Below are 19,595 nucleotides of genomic sequence, written 5' to 3' on the forward strand. Positions count from 1 at the left end.
GCATCATTATGCAGTCATCACCGCTTGACCGCAATCGCGACAATCTGTAGCTATTAAATAAATGGCGTCATTTTGAAGTCAGAAGGAGGTGAGATGGCCGATGCCGACCCAATTACTGTGCGTGTCCCCGGGGGCATGCGCGACCGCATCCGCGAGCGGGCGCGAGCGAACCGTCGATCGATGAATTCGGAGATCGTCCACTACCTCGATCGCGCTCTTGAAGCCGAGAAAAACGAAGGCCCGGCCGAGGGTGCAACCTCGCCGAGCCATGGTTCCAGCAATCCCCCCTGTAAGGACATCGCAGATGAACAGCGTACTGAATAGCACCTGGCCTATGGGCGAGGCAAGCAGTGGCGTCGAACTGACAGCCAAGGGGCTGGCTTATGCCGAGCGCCATCTCGCCACCCGCGTCCGGCTCGAGCGCATCGTCGAGACCGCGCTCACCATGCTCGACGAGATCGACGGCGATCCCGACCTAGAGCCTTACCTCGCTGGCTTCGACGACGCCACCGACGACCGCGAAGGCAGCACGGACAACGACGAGTGCGATGGCGGTGTTGATACCGAGCCGAGCCTCGGCTGGACTGAGATCGAGGGCGCTTTCGGCTGCGCCCCTACTGGGCTCGAGATTGATGTCGAGCACGATATTCTAAGCGAGCCGCACGACGACTACGACCAGGATCTCGAGCCTGACCATGATGGGCCCGGAGTGCCTTGGGGTGGGGGGCATCACCTATGAGACGCGCCCAAGAGATAGGCCCGCGTATCAGCGCGGCCACCACTGCAGCCTACTCCGTCCATGCCCAGCTCCACCTGGCTGTCATCGGCGCTGCCGAGTTGTCCAACTCGCTCCGCATTGGCGATGCAGTCACCTCCGAGATCGTGGAACTGGCGGCGACCTTGGATCGTGCGATCGAAGCAATCCGCAAGGTCCATGCCACCGAGTTGGACGTGCTGTCTGACGTCGAGTGCGACTATGCGCAGGAGAGTGGCAAATGACCGACACCCTCGATCTGCTCTGGGGCGCCGAAGCTATCGCTGCGTTCCTCGGCCGCACCAAGCGCTCGGTTTTCCACATGCTCGAAAAAAACGAGATCCCCGCCCGCAAAGTCTCAGGGCGCTGGGTCGCCAGCAAGCGGGCACTCATCGCCTACTTCGAGGAGACCGCAGCATGAGGGCTCTCCGCATCCTCTACTGGCACTATCTGCTTTGGCGCATCCGCTACCATCGCGATCGGCTCGACAACCTGCTCACGCACCTTGAGGAACTAGCCGCGGGGTGGCGCGCATGACAGGAGTCGCCCCCATCAACTTCGCCATCCCTGATCGCGGCCGGAAGGTCGAGATGATCTATGTCGAGAACATCACTGTCGGGCAGCGGCAGCGGGCTCTCAGCGAAAGCGGCGTGGCCACGCTCACTACCTCGATGGAAAGCATCGGCCTCCGCACGCCGATCTCGGTCGCGGTGCGAGATGACGGTCAGGAGATCGTCCTTCTTACCGGCGCTCACCGGCTTGAAGCCGCTCGTCGGCTCGGCTGGGAAAAGATCGAATGCATCGTCTACTACGATGGCGACGAGATCGACGCCCAGCTTTGGGAGATTGCGGAGAACCTGCACCGGTCCGGGCTGACCAAAGAGCAGCGCGACGAGCATATCCGGCGATATGCATCCCTTTTGGCCGCACGTAAAAGTAAACCCACGCAATTTGCGTGGGTTTTGGAGAAGGGCGGGCGCGGGAAGACAAGCGTAGCTACTCAGGTCGCCAAGGAGACAGGCATCAGTGCGGACACCGTGCGGCGCGCTCTCAATCCCGATCGCATCGCTGCGGAAAAAGCCCGACGTGAAGCCGAGAAGGCCGAAGAACGTGCCGAGGCCGAGCAACGTGCTGCCGAGGTCACGGCTGGTTTGCCTGAAGAAACCCGCCAGATGATTGAACAGCAGAAGGCCAGGCGCGAGGCCGCGAAGGCCTCTGCCGACATCGACCAGATGCTCGCCGAGTTGGAGGAGTTGCGTGAGGCCAATACGGCGCTCGAGCAGGAGAATGCCGAGCTGAAGGCCGAGGTCGGCAAGTTCGCCAGCATGAAGGTGCTTTTCGACAAAGGCGGCTACGAGGCGGTCATCGCGGCGAAGGACGAAGAGATCCGCGTTCTCGAAACCCGCGTCTACCGGGAGAGCGAGGACAAGGCCTCCTGGGCTCGATCGTCGAACTACTGGAAAGAGGAAGCCCGCAAGCTCGGCTGGACAAAGGACGAGATCATTGCCGTGACGGAGGAGGACATGCGCAATGTCTGATCCAGCACGCATTGTCGATCGCATACGGGATCTCGGCGGCAACATCGTTCTGCACGGTGATGGGCTCAGGCTCGTGAACAGCGCGAAGCTACCGAAGGAAGCCCTCGGGTTCGTCAGACAGCACCGCAGGGCCATCATGCAGTTTCTGCTTGAAGAACAGCAGGACGAGATGGATGAGCGGGCTGCCATCATCGAGTTCGACGGCGGCGCGCCTCGCCAGTGGGCTCAGCAGTTTGCCAAAATCCTCATCGCCCAGAAGCCTGCCGACGTCGACGAGCTCGACTGGTCCTGGTTCATCACGACCTGCGGCCGGATCATCGATGAGGCACCGGGGAGGAGAGCCGCTTGAGCGTTCCTGTCGTCCCGAGCCAGATCGTGCTTCGTGACTACCAGCTGGACGCCGAGGAGAAGCTGCGCGACGGGATGCGGCAGGCGATGCGCCGGCTGATCCTCGTGGCTCCTACTGCGTTCGGCAAGACCGAGGTCGCGGCGCACATCATCCAACAAGCCGTAGAGAAGGGCTCCACCGTCTGGTTCATCGTGGATCGGGTAAGCCTGATCGACCAGACGAGCGAGCGCTTCCATCGTTACGGCATCGATCACGGCATCATCCAGGCGGATCATGCCGGCACTGCGCCAGAAAAACAGGTGCAGGTCGCCAGCGCGCAGACAATCGCGCGTCGTCACTTCTCGTCCCTGCCGGACCTGATCATCGTCGATGAAGCCCATTGCCAGTACAAGGCAGTGCTCGATCTCATCGCGCGCGCCGAGAACGCCAAGGTCATTGGACTTACCGCGACCCCGTTCACGGCGGGCATGGCCGAGAACTGGGATTTTGTCGTCAACGGCGCGACGGTGAACACGCTTCTTGCGATGGGCTTTCTGACGCCGCTCAGGATCAAGGCTTGCGTCACGCCGGACATGAAGGGCGCGAAGAAGTCGTTCACCGGCGAGTATGAGGACGAGGAGGCCGGCCAGCGCGGCATCACCATCATTGGTGACGTCGTGCAGACCTGGGTGGCGCAGACCACTGCCCACTTCGGCGGCCCCGTAAAGACGATCGTCTTCTCGCCTTCTGTCAGGCACGGAGAGGAGTTGTGTCGTCAGTTTGCCGAGGCTGGGTTCAACTTCCAGCAGATCTCCTATCTCGACAAGTCCGACGAGGACCGCAAGGCGAAGATCGACGAGTTCCGGAAGCCCGACAGCGCCATTGATGGGTTGGTCTCGTGCGCGGTGCTGACCAAGGGTTTCGACGTGCCCGACGTCATGTGCGGGATCTCCTGCCGACCATACCGCAAGTCCTTCTCCTCGCACATCCAGGAGCTTGGCCGGGTGATGCGTATCGCGCCCGGCAAGCAGTTCGGCCTTTGGCTTGACCACTCCGGCAACAGCATCGCGTTCGCCGATGATACGGCGTGGCTTTACGAGTACGGCGTGGCCAGCCTGTCGGAGGCGCAGAAAAAGGACGCGGAGGTCAGGGAGCCGTCGGAGCAGATCAAGGCTGAGCGCTTCTGCGGCGATTGTGGAATGCAGATGGAGCCCGGCGCCAGCACCTGCGCCTCCTGCGGGTGGGAGCGCCCGAAGCGCGGCGAGATCCAGACGGTAGAAGGCGAGTTGATCGACCTCGAGATCAGCACGAAGAAGGCCTTTCAGCCTCGGAAGGGCCTGCGCGCGGCATGTCTCGAAAATCCGATGGCGGTCTGGAACGCCGCGCTAGCCTACTGCTTCTCGAACACTCGCCGCGGGCCCGACGCAGCTCGAAAATGGGCCTATGGCATCTGGGCCGGGATCTACCCGGGATCTCGTCTACCGTACGGCCTCTATGACGCCAGATACGATCCCACCGCTGTCAAAAGTGACGAATGGGGGCTGGTCGAGCGCGAGGTCGCCCGGTTCCGCAAGCAGCCTAAGCGGCGGGCAGCGGCATGATGATCGAGGAGGCAATCAGCGAGGCCTGCGCCACGGTGGGCATCCTGCCACCCAAAGGGCGCGCCTACGGCAAGTGGATGCAGACTGACACGCTGGCCGGGAAGAAGGGCAAGGGCGACGGCCGCGTCATAATCAACGATGCGCACGTGACCGCCTTTAACTGGCAGACTGGCGAGACGGCAACGGTCGGCCTGCGGAATGGCTTGAGCCGGAGCGAGCGGAAGGACATTTCGCACCAGATAACGAGACAGCGCGAGGAGCAGGCCGCCAAGGCCGCGAAGGCAGCCCGCATCGCGGCTGAACTTGTGCGATCGGCCAAACCTGGGGCTCACCCATATTTGCGCGCGAAGGGCTTTCCGGACGAACGCGCGCTGGTGCTGGACGCAGAGAGAATCCGCCGGATCGGGGGCGCCTATCTAGTCCCGGAGAGCGCGAAGTCGGCCATCATCATGCCGGCCCGCCGCGGCGCCGTCCTGACGAGCGTGCAACTGATCTGGGAGAACGGAGACAAGAAGTTCCTCGCCGGGGGAGAGATTGGCGGCGCAAGCCACCGTATCGCCCGAGGGGTCGACACATGGCTCTGCGAGGGCCTCGCGACCGGCCTGTCCCTTCGGCTGGCTCTACGCGGCCTCGGGCGCTCCGATACGATCCTCTGCTGCTTCTCCGCGTCCAATGTGCCCGTCGTCTGCCAATCCGTTGAAGGCCGCTGCTTCATCGCATCCGACCACGACAAACCACTCGAGCAGTTCGGCGGGAAAGGCGCCGGAGAGCACTACGCGCTTCTCGCCCGGAGGCCGTTCCTCATGCCGCCCGAGATCGGCGACGACCTCAATGACCTGCACATGGGCAAGGGCATTTTTGCGGTGCAGCGGCTCGTTACCGACATGATGAGGGGTGCGCCGCGATGAAGGGAACGCGCCCACTGACCAGAGGAGCGATCTATGCGCTCTGGTCTCTTTGAGCATTGGCAGGCCGAGTACGCGGCCCATGACATCGCGACCTTTCCTGTCGGCGACAACAAGATGCCGGCGGTCCGCGGCTACCTCAAGGTCGGCCCGAAGACTAGCAGCCAGCTCGCGCTCAGGTTCGGCGACGCGAGCAACATCGGGCTCGCCTGCAAGCGGAACAAGATCACCGTCCTGGACATCGACACGCCCGACGAGAGGGTGCTGGCCGACGCCCTGGTGGAGCACGGGTCCACACCCTTCGTCGTCCGAACCGGCTCAGGAAACTTCCAGGCCTGGTATCGGCACAACGGGGAAGGGCGGAAGGTTCGTCCGAACCCTCGCAAGCCGATCGATATCCTCGGTGACGGGTACGTCGTGGCTCCGCCCTCGCTGGGCAGCAGGGGAACGCCCTATCGCATCATCCAGGGCGGGCTCGACGACCTCGACCGGCTGCCGACCATGCAGAGTGCGAATGCTGCCGCTGATCCCAAGCCTGCCCTTCGCGAAGGCGACGGTCGGAACCCAGCTCTGTTCAACCGCTGTCTGGAGTTCGCTCGCTTCAGCCCCGGCATCGAAGCGTTGATGGAGAAGGCGATGGCCTACAACGAATCTCATTTCCTCGAGCCCATGCCGGAAGCTGAGGTGCTGAAGGTTGTTGCGTCCGCTTGGGAGTACGAGGTCACCGGCCAGAACTGGAAAGGACGAGGCGCCCGCGTCGTGATCGAGCACGACACCATAGACGAACTGGCGGCTGAGGACCCGCGAGCGTTCGCCTTGCTCAGCCTGCTGATGCGCCACCACTGGGGTAGAGAGTTCGTCCTAGCGAAAGCATACGCCGCAAAACTGAACTGGGCTCCTAACACATTCAAGGCAGCGCGGGACGTTCTCGTCGAGAAGGGGATGCTGGTGTGCGTCCATAGCGGCGGTCGAGGCCCGAAAGACCCGCCCATTTACGCGCTCACCAAAGGGGTCAAAAAATGATCCCAATAAGAAACAAACACCTTCCCCTTCTATCTCCTCCTTCAATCCTTCCTTCTCGGCGGGCCGATTTTCGCCGGCCGCCAGCAGCGTCGCCTGCCATGGCCGCGCCGACAAACCCGTATGCATCCACCTCAGCTCCAGAAAGGAAACGCTGAACATGGGCACGCCTCAACGCATGAACCCGGATGACGACATGGCAAACCGAGCCGGCTTCGGTCAGCCCTCGTCGATCGGGATGAAGTCAACGGCACCGCAGAGCAAGAAGCCGAGGACGGTGATCGTTCTGATGGTCGCATTCAAATACGACCTCGAGCACTGCCCGCGGGAGTCGCTGGCCATCGGAAAATCGCTCTGGGGTTACCCGCTCAAGGCGGCGATGCACTCGAAGCGCCAGATCGCCTACGTCGTGCAGACCGACCTCACCGCTGCCCAGATCATGGACCGGGCGCGCTCGGCCTTGTCGGCCGGGTGCGTTGAGCAGGCATGGGCGTTTACGCCGGGCGCCGACATCGCCTCGAACCTGCCGCTCGACGCACTGGTGGATAAGGTGGCCGAGGCTTGGATCAGCGTCCGGCGCTTCAACTCACGGCTCAAGCGGCGGATCCCGCCCGAGACCTTCGTCACGGTCACGCCCATGGAAAACGCCAAGGGGGAGATCATGACGCGCATCCTCGACGAGCATCCTCTTCAACATCGGGCGGGCCGCGTATGAAGTCACTTTCGGGTCTGGTCTTTAAGGCAGGCGCCAGGGGCGAAGCTCTTATCAGCATAACCCGCCGCGCCGATCTCGCGCGCAGCAGGATGGACGTCCAGTTCCGTCGGCAGCTCGACTATGCGAGGGCAAAAAACGCGGCATTGCGGTCTGGGCACGAGATCGCGGCCAGGGTCCACGTTGAAGTTCTGGCAGTTATTGAAACGCCCAACGTGGAGTTTGCGCGCAAGCTGCGGCGCGTTCTGGAGCGGGTCTTCGTCCAGCCGGGGAGGGCGTGTGCTTTCACCGAAGAGCAAGTGTTGGATGCCGTGTCCCGCTGCACCAGACTCGGGCTTCGCTGTCACCGTGCAGGCCGAAGTGTCATTGAACGGCCGGTTCGGCCCAAGCCGGATTTGGAGCAGCGCTATGTGCCCGACCCTATGATGACGCGCGCGGAACTGCTCCACCAAATCGACAGGTTTCCTCGCCGACGGCGGGCGGGTCAGGTGAAGGCCGATGTCAGCATGTCCACCCTGATTGGCGGCCTGTCACGCGTGAGAAACCGGACAGAGACCCAGACCCAGGGTGCAGCTCACTTTCGCAGAGTTGCGGAGCGGGCGCAGCTCGGGGCCGCGCGGGCGATCGACTACGAGGCCGTGAAGGTCGATACCAGTGGATCGGGGCAGAACCTGGTGGCCGAAATCGGAGCAGACGCTCGCCAGGAGTATGCTGACGCGATTGCGAGACTGGGCACGGGAACCGATCGCGCTGCTGTGGCCGAGCACGTCATCGTGCACGGGTTGACGATCTCCAAGGTGGGTCGGGTGCTCGGTTTCGGGGACACCGGGGCAGCGCGGGAAAAGGTGACGGCGATCGCCCTTGCCGCGGCCGACGAGCTGGCTGAGCATTTCGGCTATGTGGGAAGCCGGAAGGGGCGCGCCCGGCCCGAGAACTGGTCGGACGGGGCTCGCGCGAGCATTGTGCGGGGAGATGCTGCACCTAACCGGGCAGGCAGTTGACAAATCAGGCAAATGCTGCCACGAAAGGAGCATGTTGGCGTTTCGCGCCAAGACCAAGGCTCGCTTCGGCGGGCCTTTTCTTATTCTGTGCTACTCGCTCGGCTTTCGATACAGGCGCTGCATGGTGTTGGCGCCACTGCTACCCTGGTAGTAGACCTTCGCGACCAGATTATCCGTCCGTCCCCTTCTGGCGAGCGGCTCTCCCAGAGCAAGTTCCGCCGCGGCTTCCGGCGACGGGCCCGAGATCGTGATCGATGGTGCGGTCTGGGTTCCTTCGGCGTCGCATTTGACCACTTTGTAGAATTTCATCTTCGCTCCTTGTTGCCCCGAACATGTACCACGTCTAGCGGAGCAGCAGTAGCGCGTGGCTGAAAACCAGAAGGTCGTCCGTACGATTCCGGCAGCCGCAACCAGTTTGAGGCGTATGCGCGAGGCTTTAAGCCCAGATCGGCGGACGCGCTGTGCGGGCTCTCGGGACGCCTCAATCCTTACCATGGAACCTAGCTTCCATGATTGCATGCCGAGGTTCCAAGGTTGAGCCTCAACCCCCCCATCTGCCCCCATAGGGCATAAACAGATCGAAGCGGCGGCGTGGAAGCAGTACACGCAGCAGCCCTCGCAGAATATCTTGGCTTCCCAAGGCGGGCCTTACTCCTGTCCGTATTGGGATGATACGTGACCGCCAAGAGGCCGCAGGCCTTAACCCTCGGGGATCTCCAGCCACGACGACCCGAGGCTGCCAATTGCCGGTTTAGCGTCCCGGCCCGCTTCGATAGCATCTCAGCGCTGATCGCAGCTTCGGTTGCTCATGTAATAGGCCACGTCATCACCTTAAGCGTTTGATCTGTTAGCCGAAATTCGGTGTAAGTCGGGTTTTCGTCATCACCCCACACCCCCGCGTATACACGCAAACCCCGTGCAGCCCGTGCTCTCGGGGCATTCCCATATGGAGAGATGTACGAGGATACGGGAAAATCCCGGAACCACTCGAGCCACACAGTTGTGGCAAAAAATGCAGTGAGGGGGAGACTGCTCCTCTTGGCGCTCGGACCTTCAATCGAGCTCATCACTGAGATTGCGCGACCAGAGGAAGCCAATGATGGCGCCCTTCACCGGTCGCAGCAGGAGGAGCGGCACGAGCACAGAGAGCGGCACCATCACCATCAGGTAGGCTGCTGGACTCGATCGGCCGCTGAGCTCCATCTCGAGCATGACGAAGATCAGGACGTGCGCCACGATCATGATCATTATAAAGGGCAGAAAGAGCCCCACGTTGTATCGGGCAAGGGGTTCTCCGCAGACCTTGCACACCGCCACCTGTTCGATGAACTTAGGATAGAGTTTGCCAGCCCCGCAGCGCGGGCATCTGCACTTAAACCCGTTCCAGATAGCACGCCCGGTGCTCGGTATCGGATATTGCTCGAGCGTCACATCGTGCCTCCATCGGGTTAGAAGTCGTCATGGTCATTTTGATCAACCTCAGCGTTGTCCGCAAGTTCCGAGAATGGCTGGAGGAGGTGAAGCGCCGCCTGTTCGAGGGTGACGGTGGGGCCGTGGCATCGCCTGCCTGATGCCCAGCCGCCCACAAGCCCAGCGCAGGTTGTCGACGGCATCGACCCCCATCAGGCGCTCTGGCCGCAAGCTCACTACCACCGAGAGAGGGTATGGCTGGGCCTGGCAGAAACTACGCCTGCTGGTGCTGGCAGACGAGCCGCTATGCCGGATATGCCGAGAGCAGGGCAGGATCACCGCGGCCGAGGAAGTCGACCACATCGACGGCAACGCCCACAACAATGACCGAGAGAACCTGCGCCCGCTATGCCGGCCATGCCACCTGGCGCGCACGGCGCGGGATCAGGCGTTTAGCAAGCATCAGTTCAGACCGGAGTGGCTGAAGCCCTCGACCATCCCGCTGGTGATCGTCTGCGGCGCGCCAGCCAGCGGCAAGAGCACCTGGGTCAGATCAAACTCCAAAGTTGAGGATCTGATCATCGACCTCGACGTCATCGGCTCTGGATTGTCGGGACAGACGCTTCACGGCTGGGACAAGAGCAAGTGGCTCGGTCCTGCCATCCGCGCCCGCAACGAGATGCTGGGCGACATCGGCCGGTCGACCGATCACTGGCCCCGCGCCTGGCTGATCGTCAGCGAGCCCAAGGCCGAGAACAGGCAATGGTGGTGGGACAAGGTGCAGCCCGAGCGGATCGTCGTGCTTGAGACATTGCCCGACATCTGCATGCGCCGGGTCCGAGACGATCGCGCCCGACCACAGGAGCCGACCCGCGAGGCGATCGGCAAGTGGTGGAGCGAATACGAGCGCAGGCCCGGCGACGAGATCATCAGGGGAGAATGACAATGGCATCTGACGAGATCACCATTACGCCCCCGACAATTCGGCTGACAATGAAGATGCCGCGCCTCTATGGGCTGCGCCTTCTCATCGCCTCGTGGTTCATCGCTGCTGCCGACCGCGTGGCCGGTGGCGCACTGGAAGTGGTGATGATGTCCGACGAGATGGATCCTGCGAGCGAACTGCGTGACCGCCGGTAGGTCACAGGCCCGGGGGGCGGGAAAAAGTCGAGAGCGATTGCTTTCCTGACCGGCGCCCCCAGTCAAAAAACTGCGCGTGCAAATTGTAACCCGAAGTGAGTTGATTTCCTATGCAGCGCGGTCCCAAGCGCCTGCCGCCCTCTGAGAAGAAGGCGAAGGGCACATTCCAGAAGAGCCGCGATGGCCATGTCGTCGAGGTCATCGAGCCCAACGCGATGCCGATGCGTCCGCAATGGCTGACGGCTGAGGGCGAAGAGGTCTGGCTCGACGATCTGGGGCGGGTGCAGGCCAATCGGCTGGTGACGGAGAAGGACAGCACCGCCTTCGGGAACTACTGCAACCTGCAGGGCATGATCATCAAGTGCTTCCGCGCTGGCGAGGCCCCGCCAATCACCGCGATGGCCGAGGTGCGCAAGCTCCAGGAGCTCTTTGGTATCGGTGGCGCCAAGACCCGGCTCCAGATCAAGGGGCTGGAAAAGGGCGGTACGGGCAACCCGTTCGCGCGGAATGGCAGCCGCAGCTAAGGCGGGCGAACATGCGCGGGATTATGTCGGCATTGCCGAGCGCTGGGCCCGCGATGTCGTCGCCGGCAAGGAGGTGGCGTGCAAGTGGGTCAAGCTGGCCTGCAGGCGGCACCTCAATGACCTGAAGCGTGCCGCCAGGGATCAGGCTTGGGGGTATTATTTCGACCGCTGGCACGGCGATGATCCGTGCGACTTCATCGAGAAGCTGCCGCACGTCGAGGGCGTGTGGAAGACCGAGACGTTGTTCCTCGAGCCGCCCCAGATTTTTATTCTGGTGGTCGTGTTCGGATGGCGACGCCGGGAGGATGGAGGCCGGCGGTTCAGCTACGCCTACATCGAGATGGCACGAAAGGGTGCAAAGTCTACGCTCACGGCCGGGGTTGGGCTCTATTGCCTGACCTGCGAGGGTGAGGTCGGGCCCCAGGTCATCATCGGGGCAACGACGGGCGAGCAGGCTGGCAAGGTCTTCAAGCCCATGCAGAAGATGGTGCGCGCCAGCGCCGACCTTCGCGAAGCGTTCGGGTTGGCGCCATGGGTGCGGTCGATCACCTGTGAGACGAGCGGCGGATACGTGCAGCCCATTAACGCGAAGGGGTCGACGCAGGACGGGCACAACCCCCATCTGGGGGTGCTGGACGAGTTGCACGCCCACCGTGACCGTGCGCTGTTCGACGTGATCAAGTCGGCCTTTGGCTCCCGATCGAACCCGCTGATGTGGATCATCACGACGGCGGGCTTCAACACCAACGGGGTCTGCTATGAGCAGCGGACCTATCTGACCAAGGTGCTCGACGAGGTATTCGAGGCCGACCATTTCTTCGGCATTATCTTCACGCTCGACGACGCCGTGCTCGATGAGAATGGCAAGGAGATCGTGCCGGCCGACGACCCGTACGATGAGCGGGTCTGGCGCAAGGCCAACCCGATGCTAGGCGTCACGCCGACGCTCAAGTTCATGCGTGACGAGGCCAAGGACGCCAAGGCTTCGCCGTCCAGTGAGGGGAACTTCCTCACCAAGAATTTGAACCGCTGGCTCAATGCGAACTCGGCCTGGCTCAACATCACGCGCTGGAACCAGTGCGCCGACCCGACGCTGGACTGGGACGCTTTCGAGGGGCTGGACTGCTGGATCGGCGGCGACCTGGCGGACAAGGACGATATCACGGCACTCGTGCTGGCTGCGTTCGACGCGCAGGACCGGCTGATCTGGAAGCCGATGTTCTGGCTGCCCGAAGCGGTGCTGCAGGATCCGACCCATGCCGAAGGGAAGGGGCCGGCACCCTATCGCACCTGGGAAAAGCAGGGGCACCTGCAGCTGACGCCGGGCGACTGGGTGGATCACAACGCGATCGAGGAGCAGATCGAGGAATGGATCGGGCGCTTCACCATCCGGCACATCACCTTCGACCAGTTCGCCGCGGCGCAGGCCATGGCGAGCCGGCTCAACGAGAAGCACGGCAGTGGTGACGAGCCGCTGGCGACGATCCTGCACAAGAAGGCCAGCAACGTGACCGACCCCGCCAAGGAGCTCGAAACCCGGGTGAAGGGTGGCCCGGCTCGGCTTCGACACGATGGCAATCCGGTCATGACGTGGATGGCTTCGAACGTTGTGGTCAGCCGGCGCCGCGACGAAACCATCCTGCCCATCAAGGAATCGCAGATGAGCCCAAACAAGATCGACGGCATCGATGCGCTGATCAATGCGATCGCGCCGGCCGTCGCCAACGCAGTCGCGGAAGATGATGGCATGGACGAGTTCTTCAAGCGGCTTCGGGGCGCAGCGTGAACTTTATCCGGCGACTGACCGTCAAAGCGGCTCAAGCAGTGGTCCGCAATCTGGCCGTGCGCGATCTCGACAGCCTCGAGGCCAGTCGTGCTCGGGCCGATTCCGGAGAGACGGTGACCGACCAGACGGTTCTGGGGCTGTCCGCAGTGTGGGCCTGCGTCAATCTCCTGTCCGGTACGATCGCCAGCCTGCCGCTGATGGTCTACCGCACGAGGGCCGACGGCGAGCGTGTCGTCGCGCGTGACCATCCGCTCTATCGGGTGCTGCACGACAGCCCGAACTATGACCAGACCGCTCTCGACTTCTGGGAGTTCCTGTCGGCGTCGCTCGAACTCTGGGGAAACGCCTATGCCCGGATCCAGCGGACCGCCGGAGTGGTGACGTCTCTTCACCCGGTCAACCCCCGGCTGGTGGCTGTCAGGCGGCTCACGAACGGCGACATCGAATACCGCTGGTCGCAGGACGGCCGGTACTATGTCGAGACTGACCGCACCATGCTGCACATTCGCGGCTTTGGAGGCGACCCGCTCGGGGGCATGTCGACGCTGAGTTTCGGCATTCATGCCTTCGGGCTCGCGCGGGCGGCGCAGCGAGCTGCCGGCGCAACTTTCGCCAACGGGATGCGCCCCTCGGTCCAGCTTGTGTTCGACAAGTTCCTATCGGAGGAGCAGGAGAAGCTCGCCGAGGGGGCGCTGGTCGACAAGTACACCGGCGCGATGAATGCCGGCCGTCCTTTCGTTGCTCAGGGCGGGGCGAAGGTCGAGGCGATTTCCATCAACCCGGTGGACGCCCAGCTGCTCGAGATCATGAGCCTGTCTGTCGAGGAGGTCTGCCGCTACTTCCAGGTGCCGCCCGTGATGATCGGGCACACCTCCAAATCGTCAAGCTGGCCCTCAAGCGTCGAGCAGCAGGGCCTGATCTTGCAGAAGTTCACTCTACGCCGCCGGCTGAAGCGCATCGAGCAGGCATGCGAGAAGCAGATGCTGACCCCTGCGGATCGGGGGGCAGGCATCACCATAGAGTTCAACATCGAAGGCCTGCTGCGCGCCGACAGTGCCGGCCGAGCCCGCTTCTACCAGGTGATGACCATGATCGGCGCCATGACCATCAATGAGGTCCGCGCGCTCGAGAACTGGCCCATGGTCGAAGGCGGGGACGTTCCACGAATGCAAATGCAGCAAGTGCCGATCACCGACGCCGGCAAAGAGGCCGACGAGGACAACATCCGGGACACGGTGCGGCGCCTCCTCGCCGAAGAACAGGACTAGCACCAGATGAAAACCAAGGACTTCACCCTGCAGGTCAAGGACCTGTCGGAAGACGGCACCTTTGAGGGCTATGGAAGCGTCTTCGGCAACGTCGACAGCTATGGCGAGAAGGTCATGCCTGGCGCGTTCGTTGAGAGCCTCGCTCGACACAAGCGGGAGGGGACTGCCGTCCTCATGCTCTGGCAGCACAATCCCGGCGAGCCGATCGGCGTCTGGGAAGACCTTGCCGAGGACGCCAAGGGGCTGTGGGGGAAAGGCCGCCTCATTCTTGAGATCCAGAAGGCCCGCGAGGTCCAGGCACTGATGCGCCAGAAGGCTATTGGCGGCCTCTCGATCGGGTACCGCGAGATCGAGACTGAGCCGGAAGGCAATGTGCGCCTTCTCAAGAAACTGGACCTGCGAGAGATCTCACCGGTGTCGTTCCCGGCGAACCGACGCGCGCGGATCGAAGCCGTCAAGGACGAGCGCATGCAGGACTTCGCACGCCGCCTGCGGGATGGCGACCCCATGCCAGTCAAGGAATTCGAGGACATCCTGCGTGAGGCAGGTGTTCCCAAAGCCATGGCCGTACAGATCGCCTCTGTCGGCTATGCGAAGGCCATTCGGGGCGAGCCCGAGGGCGATCAGGCGAATGATGCGGCTGCGCTGCTGAAGGCACTGCGCGGCTGATTTCCCACCCATCGCTCAAGGAGAACCTCATGAGCACCGACAACAAGTCGGCGACCGAACTCGCCGCAGAGATCAAGGCCGAGCACAAGCAGGCCGTAGACGCCGTGAAGGCCATCGCCGAGGAGGCACTCGGCAAGGCCAAGGCTGGCGAAGAGCTGACCTCTTCTCTCAAGGAGAAGGCCGACGACGCCCTCATCAAGATGAACGGCCTGACCGAGCAGGTGGCCGAACTGTCGCAGAAGCTGGCACGTGCCGATCATGGCGGCCAGGAAGGCCACAAGTCCTATGGCGAGCAGTTCATCGAGCTTGACGAGCTGAAGGCCCTCAAGGACTCCCCCCGCTCAGGCGCATCTGCCAGCATGCCGATCAAGGCGGACATCACTACGGCCACGACCAATGCGGCCGGGTCGGCCGGCGCCGGCATTGCTCCGAACCGCCTGCCTGGTGTCCTTGAAATGCCGCGGCGTCGTCTCACGGTTCGGGACCTGCTGACGCCTGGCAACACCGACAGCCCGCTGATCCAGTACATCCAGGAGACGGGCTTCACCAATAACGCCGCTCCGGTCGCCGAGGGCGGTCTCAAGCCTCAGTCGGACCTGAAGCTGACCGACAAAGACGTCAGCACCAAGGTCATTGCGCACTGGTTCCGCGCGTCCAAGCAGATCCTTTCCGACTTCGCTCAGATCCGCTCCATGATTGACGGGCGTCTCCTCTATGGCCTTGCCATGGTCGAGGAAGGCCAGCTCCTCAACGGTGACGGCACTGGTGAGAACCTGCACGGCATCATCCCCCAGGCGACGAGCTTTGCCGTTCCTACAGGCGCAGTGACCCCGACGCCGTTCACTTCGCTCGACGTGCTCCGGCTTGCCATGCTGCAGGCGGCGCTGGCGGAATATCCCGCCACCGGGCACGTGCTCAACCCGATCGACTGGAGCAACATCGAACTGACCAAGGATGGGGAAGGGCGCTACATCATCGCCAATCCGCAGGGCACGACCCAGCCGACGCTCTGGGGCCTGCCGGTGGTCTCGACCCAGGCGATGGCGGTAGGCAAGTTCCTGACCGGTGCATTCCGCCTTGGGGCCCAGATCTTCGACCAGTGGGCGAGCCGCATCGAAGTCGGCTTCCAGAATGATGACTTCGTGCGCAACAAGGTGACGATCCTCGCCGAGGAGCGGCTCGCGCTCGCCGTCTATCGGCCGGAGGCCTTCATCTATGGCGATGTCGCTCCGGCGGTCGAAGCGCCACAGGACTGACGCTCGGCTGATCATGAAGGGCGGACATCTGCCGCCCTTCTCATGAGCCGAGAAGGAGAACGATCATGAAGTACGAAGTTCTGCGCCGACACATCGGCGACAAGCAGTACGAGCAAGGCGACGAGCGCGAAGCTGTCGCTGCGGACGTCGCACATCTGGTGAAGGCCGGTGTCCTGCGAGAGGCCGGTGAGAAGAAGCCGCGCGGCAAGGCCGAACCGGCGCCTAAGAACAAGGCCGAACCCGCACCTGCCAATAAAGCTGGTCCAGGACGAGGATAGGCGGCCACGGGAATAGATGGTGGACCGTCCGTAACAGGAGAGGCAAATCTTCGGCTAAGGACGGTCCCGGCCACAGAACCAGGCTCTGCCAGCCGGCTTTCATTCTATCGCCGAAAGCTCTCTAAGCAACTGATATATCATAATAATATCCTGTCATCCTCGTCAGGATAATGTCAGCTTTTCGCAGGTGATCCTCCATGCATGTCCGCGTCGTCGAGCCGCCCGAACCCATCGTGACGTGGGAGGAGGCCAAGGCCCATCTCCGCATGGAGGGCGATTTCGAGCGGGAGACGGTCGAGGGATATATCGCCGCAGCCACTGCATGGCTCGACGGGCCGGCCGGGTGGCTCGGTCGGTGCCTTGGCGCCCAGACGCTCGAGCTGGTCGACTGCGCCTTCGGCAATGACCGGCTGCCCTATCCGCCGATCCTGTCGGTCCAGCGCATCGTCTACACCGATCCCGACGGGGTCGAGCAGGTGATGCTGGATACTGACTATCGACTGCTGCAGAACGGCTCCATCTGGGCCGAGATTTGGCCGACGCTAGGGCGCGGACCTGAGGCGGTGCGGGTACGCTACCGCTGCGGCTATCCCAACCGGATCATCCCGGCAGAGGGTGAAACGCCCGAGCAGGTGACAAGCACCGTACCGGCGCCGATCCGGCATGCAATCCTGCTGCTGGTCGGGCAGTGGTGGCAGACACGCGCCGCCGTGAACATCGGCAACATCGTCAACGAGATGCCGTTCGCGGTCGAGGCGCTGCTCTCTCCCTATCGGGTGTGGCGATGATCGATGGCGGCCGGCGCGATCGGCGCATCAGGCTCGAGCGTGCCGTCGAGACCGGTCGGGATGCCATGAACGCGGCGATCTATGCCTGGCACGAGATCGCGACTGTCTGGGCCGAAAAGGTCGACGTGTCGGACCGCGAGCGCATGGCGGCCGGCGAAGTGGCGGCCGAGATCACGACGCGCTTTCGCTGCGACTGGTCCCCCGCGCTCGACGGGCTCAACCCCAAGGACAGGCTCGTGATGGGCTCGGCCGTTTTCGACATCTGGGGCGTCAAGGAACTGGGCACTCGCGAGGGGCTGGAGATCACCACGGCAAAGCGAGCCGACAAATGAGAACCACAGTCAAGGTCGAGGGCCTGCAGGAATTCGACCAGGCTCTCGGTGAACTCCCCAAGGCCACGGCGCGCAATGTCCTGCGGCGCATCCTGATCAAGGCCGGCCAGCCCATGGCCGAGACGGCGCGTCGACTGGCGCCGGACGATCCCACGACGACCGACGGCGATCTGAAGCGCAGCATCGTGGTCTCGGCAAAGCTCAAGAATTCGGTCGGCAAGTCAGCGTTCGCCGCTGCCATGCGGGGCGGGGCCAGCAAAGCTGATGCCGTCCAGGCCATGCGGGACGCGCAGCGCAGCGGCAGCACCAGTTTCGCTGAGGTCCATGTCGGCCCGGAGGCACGCATCTTCTACGCGCACCTTCAGGAATTCGGCACGGTGCACCATGCTCCTCAGCCTTTCCTGCGGCCGGCGTGGGACCAGCACAAGGTCGAGGTCCTCGAGATCGTGAAACGGGATCTGGGCGGCGAGATCGCCAAGGCCGCGGCGCGCGCGGCGAGACGTGCAGCACGACGGGCAGCGAGGGGCGGTTGATGCAGGAAGCGTTCATCAACCTGCTGCTGTCCGATGCCGACCTGACGGATCTCGTCGGCAACGCCATCACATGGAACACGATCCCGCAGGGCTCGCCCGCGCCGGGCATCGTGCTCTACCTGATTTCGAGCGTGCCCGACTATCACATGCAGGGGCCGGACGGGCTGGTGCGCCATCGGGTGCAGGCAGACATCCGGTCGCTCGATTATCTGAACGCCGTCGCCATCTCGCGGACGGTTAAGGCGTTGCTCTCGGGCTATCGGGGCATCCATCAGGCCATCCGTTTTGACGGCATCTTCGTCGAGGCCGAGCGGCATGACAGCGCCAAATCCAGTGCCGACGAGCTCTGGCACCGGGTCAGCATCGATTTCACTGTTTGGGCCGCTGCGGCCTGATCCACTGCATCACTGGAGAAACGACAATGCCTGAAACCACCCAGGCTTCGATTGGCTATGGCTCGGTATTCGAGATGGCCGAAGAGGCAACCCCCACTGTATTCGTCGCGCTCGGCGAGGTGATCAGCATCGATCCGGGCGAGGACGACGACGAGGAGGTCGAGGCGACGCACATGCAGTCGCCGAACCGGACGCGTGAATACATCCCGGGTCTCACTACGCCGGGCGAGTGCGTTATCGAAGGCAACTACATCCCGGGCAGTCCGACCGATATCGCCCTGATCGCTGCTCGCGGCAAGCGCAACGTGGGCCGGATCACACTGCCGAACGGCGTGCGCAAGACCTTCCCGATCGTGCGGCGCGGCTACAACCAGGCCATCCCGATTGACGATCGCATGACGTTCACCGCGACCTTCAAGCGAGCTGGCGCCACCACGACCGACGTGGCGATTGCGCCGGTCAATGGTGTAGCGCCGGCCATCTCGGGCGAGGTCAAGGTCAACCAGACGCTTACCGCCTGGCCCGGCGTCTGGGCACCTTTCGGCACCTTCACCTATCAGTGGACGGCGGATGGGGCGGACATCCCAGGCGCAACCGCTTCGACCTATGTGCCGGTGGCGGGCGATGCCGGCAAGGCGCTGACGGTCAAGGTGACCTGCACGAACACCGGCGGCGCGGCGACGGCCGAAAGCGAAGACACGATCGACGTAGAGGCGGCGGACTGATGGCCAACCCAATCAAGGGCGAGGTCGAGCTCGAAGCCGGCGACCAGGTCTATACGCTGCGGCTCTCGGTCAACGCCATCGTCGAGCTCGAGGACGCGTTGGGGATCGGCATCAACCAGATCGCCGGCAAGTTCTCGGACACCGCCAATATGCGGCTCGGAGACTGGCGCACCATGCTCTGGGCGGCGCTGCGCGACCGGCACCCCGAGACGTCAATGGAGATGGCGGGGGATGTGCTCACCGAAGCCGGCGTGCCGGCCGTCGTCGCCGCCCTAGGGCAGGCGATGCAGCTCGCCTTCCCGACCGCCAAGAAGGAACCCGACCGCCCTTCTCGGGCGAGGAAGCGGGCTGGGACTGGGTAGAGCTCCTGACTTCCTACGCATCGGTCTACCCGGCCGATCCCGGCGCCTTCTGGCGGCTGACGCCGCGAGAGGTGTCGATCCTGTTGACGGCGTCGAATCTGCGCATCGAGCGCGAGCATGACGATCGCATGAGCCTTGCCTGGCACATCGCGGCGCTGCCCCGCGGCAAGAAATTCCCCGAACTCAAAAAGCTCCTGATCGGCCAGAAGCGGCACCGTCCGCAGCGGCAGAGCTGGGAGGCCCAGGCGGCGATCCTCGCTGCCTGGTAAG

Annotated in this window: 28 protein-coding genes; 26 read left to right on the forward strand and 2 right to left on the reverse strand. The window is 63.3% G+C overall.

Features of this window, described 5'->3' with window-relative positions:
• Positions 1 to 93 precede the first annotated feature (93 nt).
• The 11 genes from EMQ25_RS05595 to EMQ25_RS05645 all read left to right on the forward strand — a co-directional run bounded on the left by EMQ25_RS05595 (position 94) and on the right by EMQ25_RS05645 (position 7,859).
• Positions 94 to 324 (forward strand): Arc family DNA-binding protein, encoded by a 231-nt coding sequence (locus EMQ25_RS05595; protein WP_127187579.1) that lies wholly within the window; start codon positions 94 to 96, stop codon positions 322 to 324.
• Positions 305 to 739, forward strand: a complete 435-nt coding sequence (locus EMQ25_RS05600) for a hypothetical protein (protein ID WP_127187580.1) — start codon at positions 305 to 307, stop codon at positions 737 to 739. Before EMQ25_RS05595 ends, EMQ25_RS05600 begins: the two co-directional genes overlap by 20 nt.
• Positions 736 to 999, forward strand: a complete 264-nt coding sequence (locus tag EMQ25_RS05605; protein ID WP_127187581.1) for a hypothetical protein — start codon at positions 736 to 738, stop codon at positions 997 to 999. The genes EMQ25_RS05600 and EMQ25_RS05605 overlap by 4 nt, the downstream gene beginning before the upstream one ends.
• Complete coding sequence (locus EMQ25_RS05610) at positions 996 to 1,175, forward strand: MerR family transcriptional regulator (protein WP_127187582.1); 180 nt, start codon at positions 996 to 998, stop codon at positions 1,173 to 1,175. The genes EMQ25_RS05605 and EMQ25_RS05610 overlap by 4 nt, the downstream gene beginning before the upstream one ends.
• A 112-nt stretch (positions 1,176 to 1,287) precedes the next feature.
• Positions 1,288 to 2,292, forward strand: coding sequence for a ParB/RepB/Spo0J family partition protein (locus tag EMQ25_RS05615; protein ID WP_127187583.1), 1,005 nt, complete (start codon positions 1,288 to 1,290; stop codon positions 2,290 to 2,292).
• Positions 2,285 to 2,641 carry a hypothetical protein gene (locus EMQ25_RS05620; protein ID WP_127187584.1) on the forward strand — a complete coding sequence of 119 codons (357 nt, stop codon included), beginning with the start codon at positions 2,285 to 2,287 and terminating at the stop codon, positions 2,639 to 2,641. Before EMQ25_RS05615 ends, EMQ25_RS05620 begins: the two co-directional genes overlap by 8 nt.
• Complete coding sequence (locus EMQ25_RS05625) at positions 2,638 to 4,221, forward strand: DEAD/DEAH box helicase (RefSeq protein WP_204569899.1); 1,584 nt, start codon at positions 2,638 to 2,640, stop codon at positions 4,219 to 4,221. The genes EMQ25_RS05620 and EMQ25_RS05625 overlap by 4 nt, the downstream gene beginning before the upstream one ends.
• On the forward strand, positions 4,218 to 5,129 hold the full coding sequence (locus EMQ25_RS05630) for a primase/helicase family protein (protein ID WP_127187585.1): 912 nt from the start codon (positions 4,218 to 4,220) through the stop codon (positions 5,127 to 5,129). Before EMQ25_RS05625 ends, EMQ25_RS05630 begins: the two co-directional genes overlap by 4 nt.
• A 33-nt stretch (positions 5,130 to 5,162) precedes the next feature.
• Positions 5,163 to 6,149: a bifunctional DNA primase/polymerase gene (locus tag EMQ25_RS05635; RefSeq protein WP_127187586.1), complete on the forward strand. Its 987-nt coding sequence runs from the start codon at positions 5,163 to 5,165 to the stop codon at positions 6,147 to 6,149.
• Positions 6,150 to 6,306: 157 nt separating this feature from the next.
• Positions 6,307 to 6,861, forward strand: a complete 555-nt coding sequence (locus EMQ25_RS05640) for a hypothetical protein (RefSeq protein ID WP_127187587.1) — start codon at positions 6,307 to 6,309, stop codon at positions 6,859 to 6,861.
• A complete protein-coding gene (locus EMQ25_RS05645) occupies positions 6,858 to 7,859 on the forward strand; it encodes a hypothetical protein (RefSeq protein WP_127187588.1) in 1,002 nt (333 codons plus the stop codon). The genes EMQ25_RS05640 and EMQ25_RS05645 overlap by 4 nt, the downstream gene beginning before the upstream one ends.
• A 90-nt stretch (positions 7,860 to 7,949) precedes the next feature.
• Here EMQ25_RS05645 and EMQ25_RS05650 read toward each other — a convergent pair whose 3' ends face one another.
• Together EMQ25_RS05650 and EMQ25_RS05655 are read right to left on the reverse strand one after the other, a co-directional pair.
• Positions 7,950 to 8,168: a hypothetical protein gene (locus EMQ25_RS05650; protein ID WP_127187589.1), complete on the reverse strand. Its 219-nt coding sequence runs from the start codon at positions 8,166 to 8,168 to the stop codon at positions 7,950 to 7,952.
• A gap of 744 nt (positions 8,169 to 8,912) precedes the next feature.
• Positions 8,913 to 9,290 (reverse strand): DUF983 domain-containing protein, encoded by a 378-nt coding sequence (locus EMQ25_RS05655; RefSeq protein WP_127187590.1) that lies wholly within the window; start codon positions 9,288 to 9,290, stop codon positions 8,913 to 8,915.
• Positions 9,291 to 9,429: 139 nt separating this feature from the next.
• On the opposite strand from EMQ25_RS05655, the gene EMQ25_RS18005 reads away from it, so the two are divergent.
• The 15 genes from EMQ25_RS18005 to EMQ25_RS05730 all read left to right on the forward strand — a co-directional run bounded on the left by EMQ25_RS18005 (position 9,430) and on the right by EMQ25_RS05730 (position 19,594).
• Positions 9,430 to 10,212, forward strand: a complete 783-nt coding sequence (locus EMQ25_RS18005; RefSeq protein WP_158625971.1) for an HNH endonuclease — start codon at positions 9,430 to 9,432, stop codon at positions 10,210 to 10,212.
• Between the two features lie 2 nt (positions 10,213 to 10,214).
• The gene (locus EMQ25_RS05665; protein ID WP_127187591.1) at positions 10,215 to 10,409 is read left to right on the forward strand and encodes a hypothetical protein; all 195 of its coding nucleotides are present in this window, start codon (positions 10,215 to 10,217) and stop codon (positions 10,407 to 10,409) included.
• Positions 10,410 to 10,519: 110 nt separating this feature from the next.
• Entirely contained in the window at positions 10,520 to 10,933 is a 414-nt protein-coding gene (locus EMQ25_RS05670; RefSeq protein WP_127187592.1) for a hypothetical protein, read from the forward strand.
• Positions 10,848 to 12,719: a terminase large subunit gene (locus EMQ25_RS05675; protein ID WP_204569902.1), complete on the forward strand. Its 1,872-nt coding sequence runs from the start codon at positions 10,848 to 10,850 to the stop codon at positions 12,717 to 12,719. The genes EMQ25_RS05670 and EMQ25_RS05675 overlap by 86 nt, the downstream gene beginning before the upstream one ends.
• A complete protein-coding gene (locus EMQ25_RS05680) occupies positions 12,716 to 13,987 on the forward strand; it encodes a phage portal protein (protein WP_244606498.1) in 1,272 nt (423 codons plus the stop codon). Before EMQ25_RS05675 ends, EMQ25_RS05680 begins: the two co-directional genes overlap by 4 nt.
• Positions 13,988 to 13,993: 6 nt before the next feature.
• Entirely contained in the window at positions 13,994 to 14,656 is a 663-nt protein-coding gene (locus EMQ25_RS05685; RefSeq protein WP_127187593.1) for an HK97 family phage prohead protease, read from the forward strand.
• Between the two features lie 29 nt (positions 14,657 to 14,685).
• Positions 14,686 to 15,912: a phage major capsid protein gene (locus EMQ25_RS05690; RefSeq protein ID WP_127187594.1), complete on the forward strand. Its 1,227-nt coding sequence runs from the start codon at positions 14,686 to 14,688 to the stop codon at positions 15,910 to 15,912.
• Between the two features lie 65 nt (positions 15,913 to 15,977).
• The gene (locus EMQ25_RS05695; RefSeq protein ID WP_244606499.1) at positions 15,978 to 16,190 is read left to right on the forward strand and encodes a hypothetical protein; all 213 of its coding nucleotides are present in this window, start codon (positions 15,978 to 15,980) and stop codon (positions 16,188 to 16,190) included.
• A 197-nt stretch (positions 16,191 to 16,387) separates the two neighbouring features.
• Complete coding sequence (locus tag EMQ25_RS05700) at positions 16,388 to 16,978, forward strand: head-tail connector protein (RefSeq protein ID WP_127187596.1); 591 nt, start codon at positions 16,388 to 16,390, stop codon at positions 16,976 to 16,978.
• Positions 16,975 to 17,310, forward strand: coding sequence for a phage head closure protein (locus tag EMQ25_RS05705; protein WP_127187597.1), 336 nt, complete (start codon positions 16,975 to 16,977; stop codon positions 17,308 to 17,310). Before EMQ25_RS05700 ends, EMQ25_RS05705 begins: the two co-directional genes overlap by 4 nt.
• Positions 17,307 to 17,843: an HK97-gp10 family putative phage morphogenesis protein gene (locus EMQ25_RS05710; protein WP_127187598.1), complete on the forward strand. Its 537-nt coding sequence runs from the start codon at positions 17,307 to 17,309 to the stop codon at positions 17,841 to 17,843. Before EMQ25_RS05705 ends, EMQ25_RS05710 begins: the two co-directional genes overlap by 4 nt.
• Positions 17,843 to 18,238, forward strand: a complete 396-nt coding sequence (gp17, locus tag EMQ25_RS05715) for a tail completion protein gp17 (RefSeq protein ID WP_127187599.1) — start codon at positions 17,843 to 17,845, stop codon at positions 18,236 to 18,238. The genes EMQ25_RS05710 and gp17 overlap by 1 nt, the downstream gene beginning before the upstream one ends.
• A 26-nt stretch (positions 18,239 to 18,264) precedes the next feature.
• The gene (locus EMQ25_RS05720) at positions 18,265 to 18,963 is read left to right on the forward strand and encodes a phage tail tube protein (protein ID WP_127187600.1); all 699 of its coding nucleotides are present in this window, start codon (positions 18,265 to 18,267) and stop codon (positions 18,961 to 18,963) included.
• A complete protein-coding gene (locus EMQ25_RS05725; protein ID WP_127187601.1) occupies positions 18,963 to 19,325 on the forward strand; it encodes a GTA-gp10 family protein in 363 nt (120 codons plus the stop codon). Before EMQ25_RS05720 ends, EMQ25_RS05725 begins: the two co-directional genes overlap by 1 nt.
• An 83-nt stretch (positions 19,326 to 19,408) precedes the next feature.
• Positions 19,409 to 19,594 carry a hypothetical protein gene (locus EMQ25_RS05730; RefSeq protein WP_127187602.1) on the forward strand — a complete coding sequence of 62 codons (186 nt, stop codon included), beginning with the start codon at positions 19,409 to 19,411 and terminating at the stop codon, positions 19,592 to 19,594.
• Position 19,595 lies beyond the last annotated feature (1 nt).

Origin of the sequence: Arsenicitalea aurantiaca, assembly GCF_003994485.1 — a bacterium.
Classification (GTDB): Bacteria; Pseudomonadota; Alphaproteobacteria; order Rhizobiales; family Devosiaceae; genus Arsenicitalea; species Arsenicitalea aurantiaca.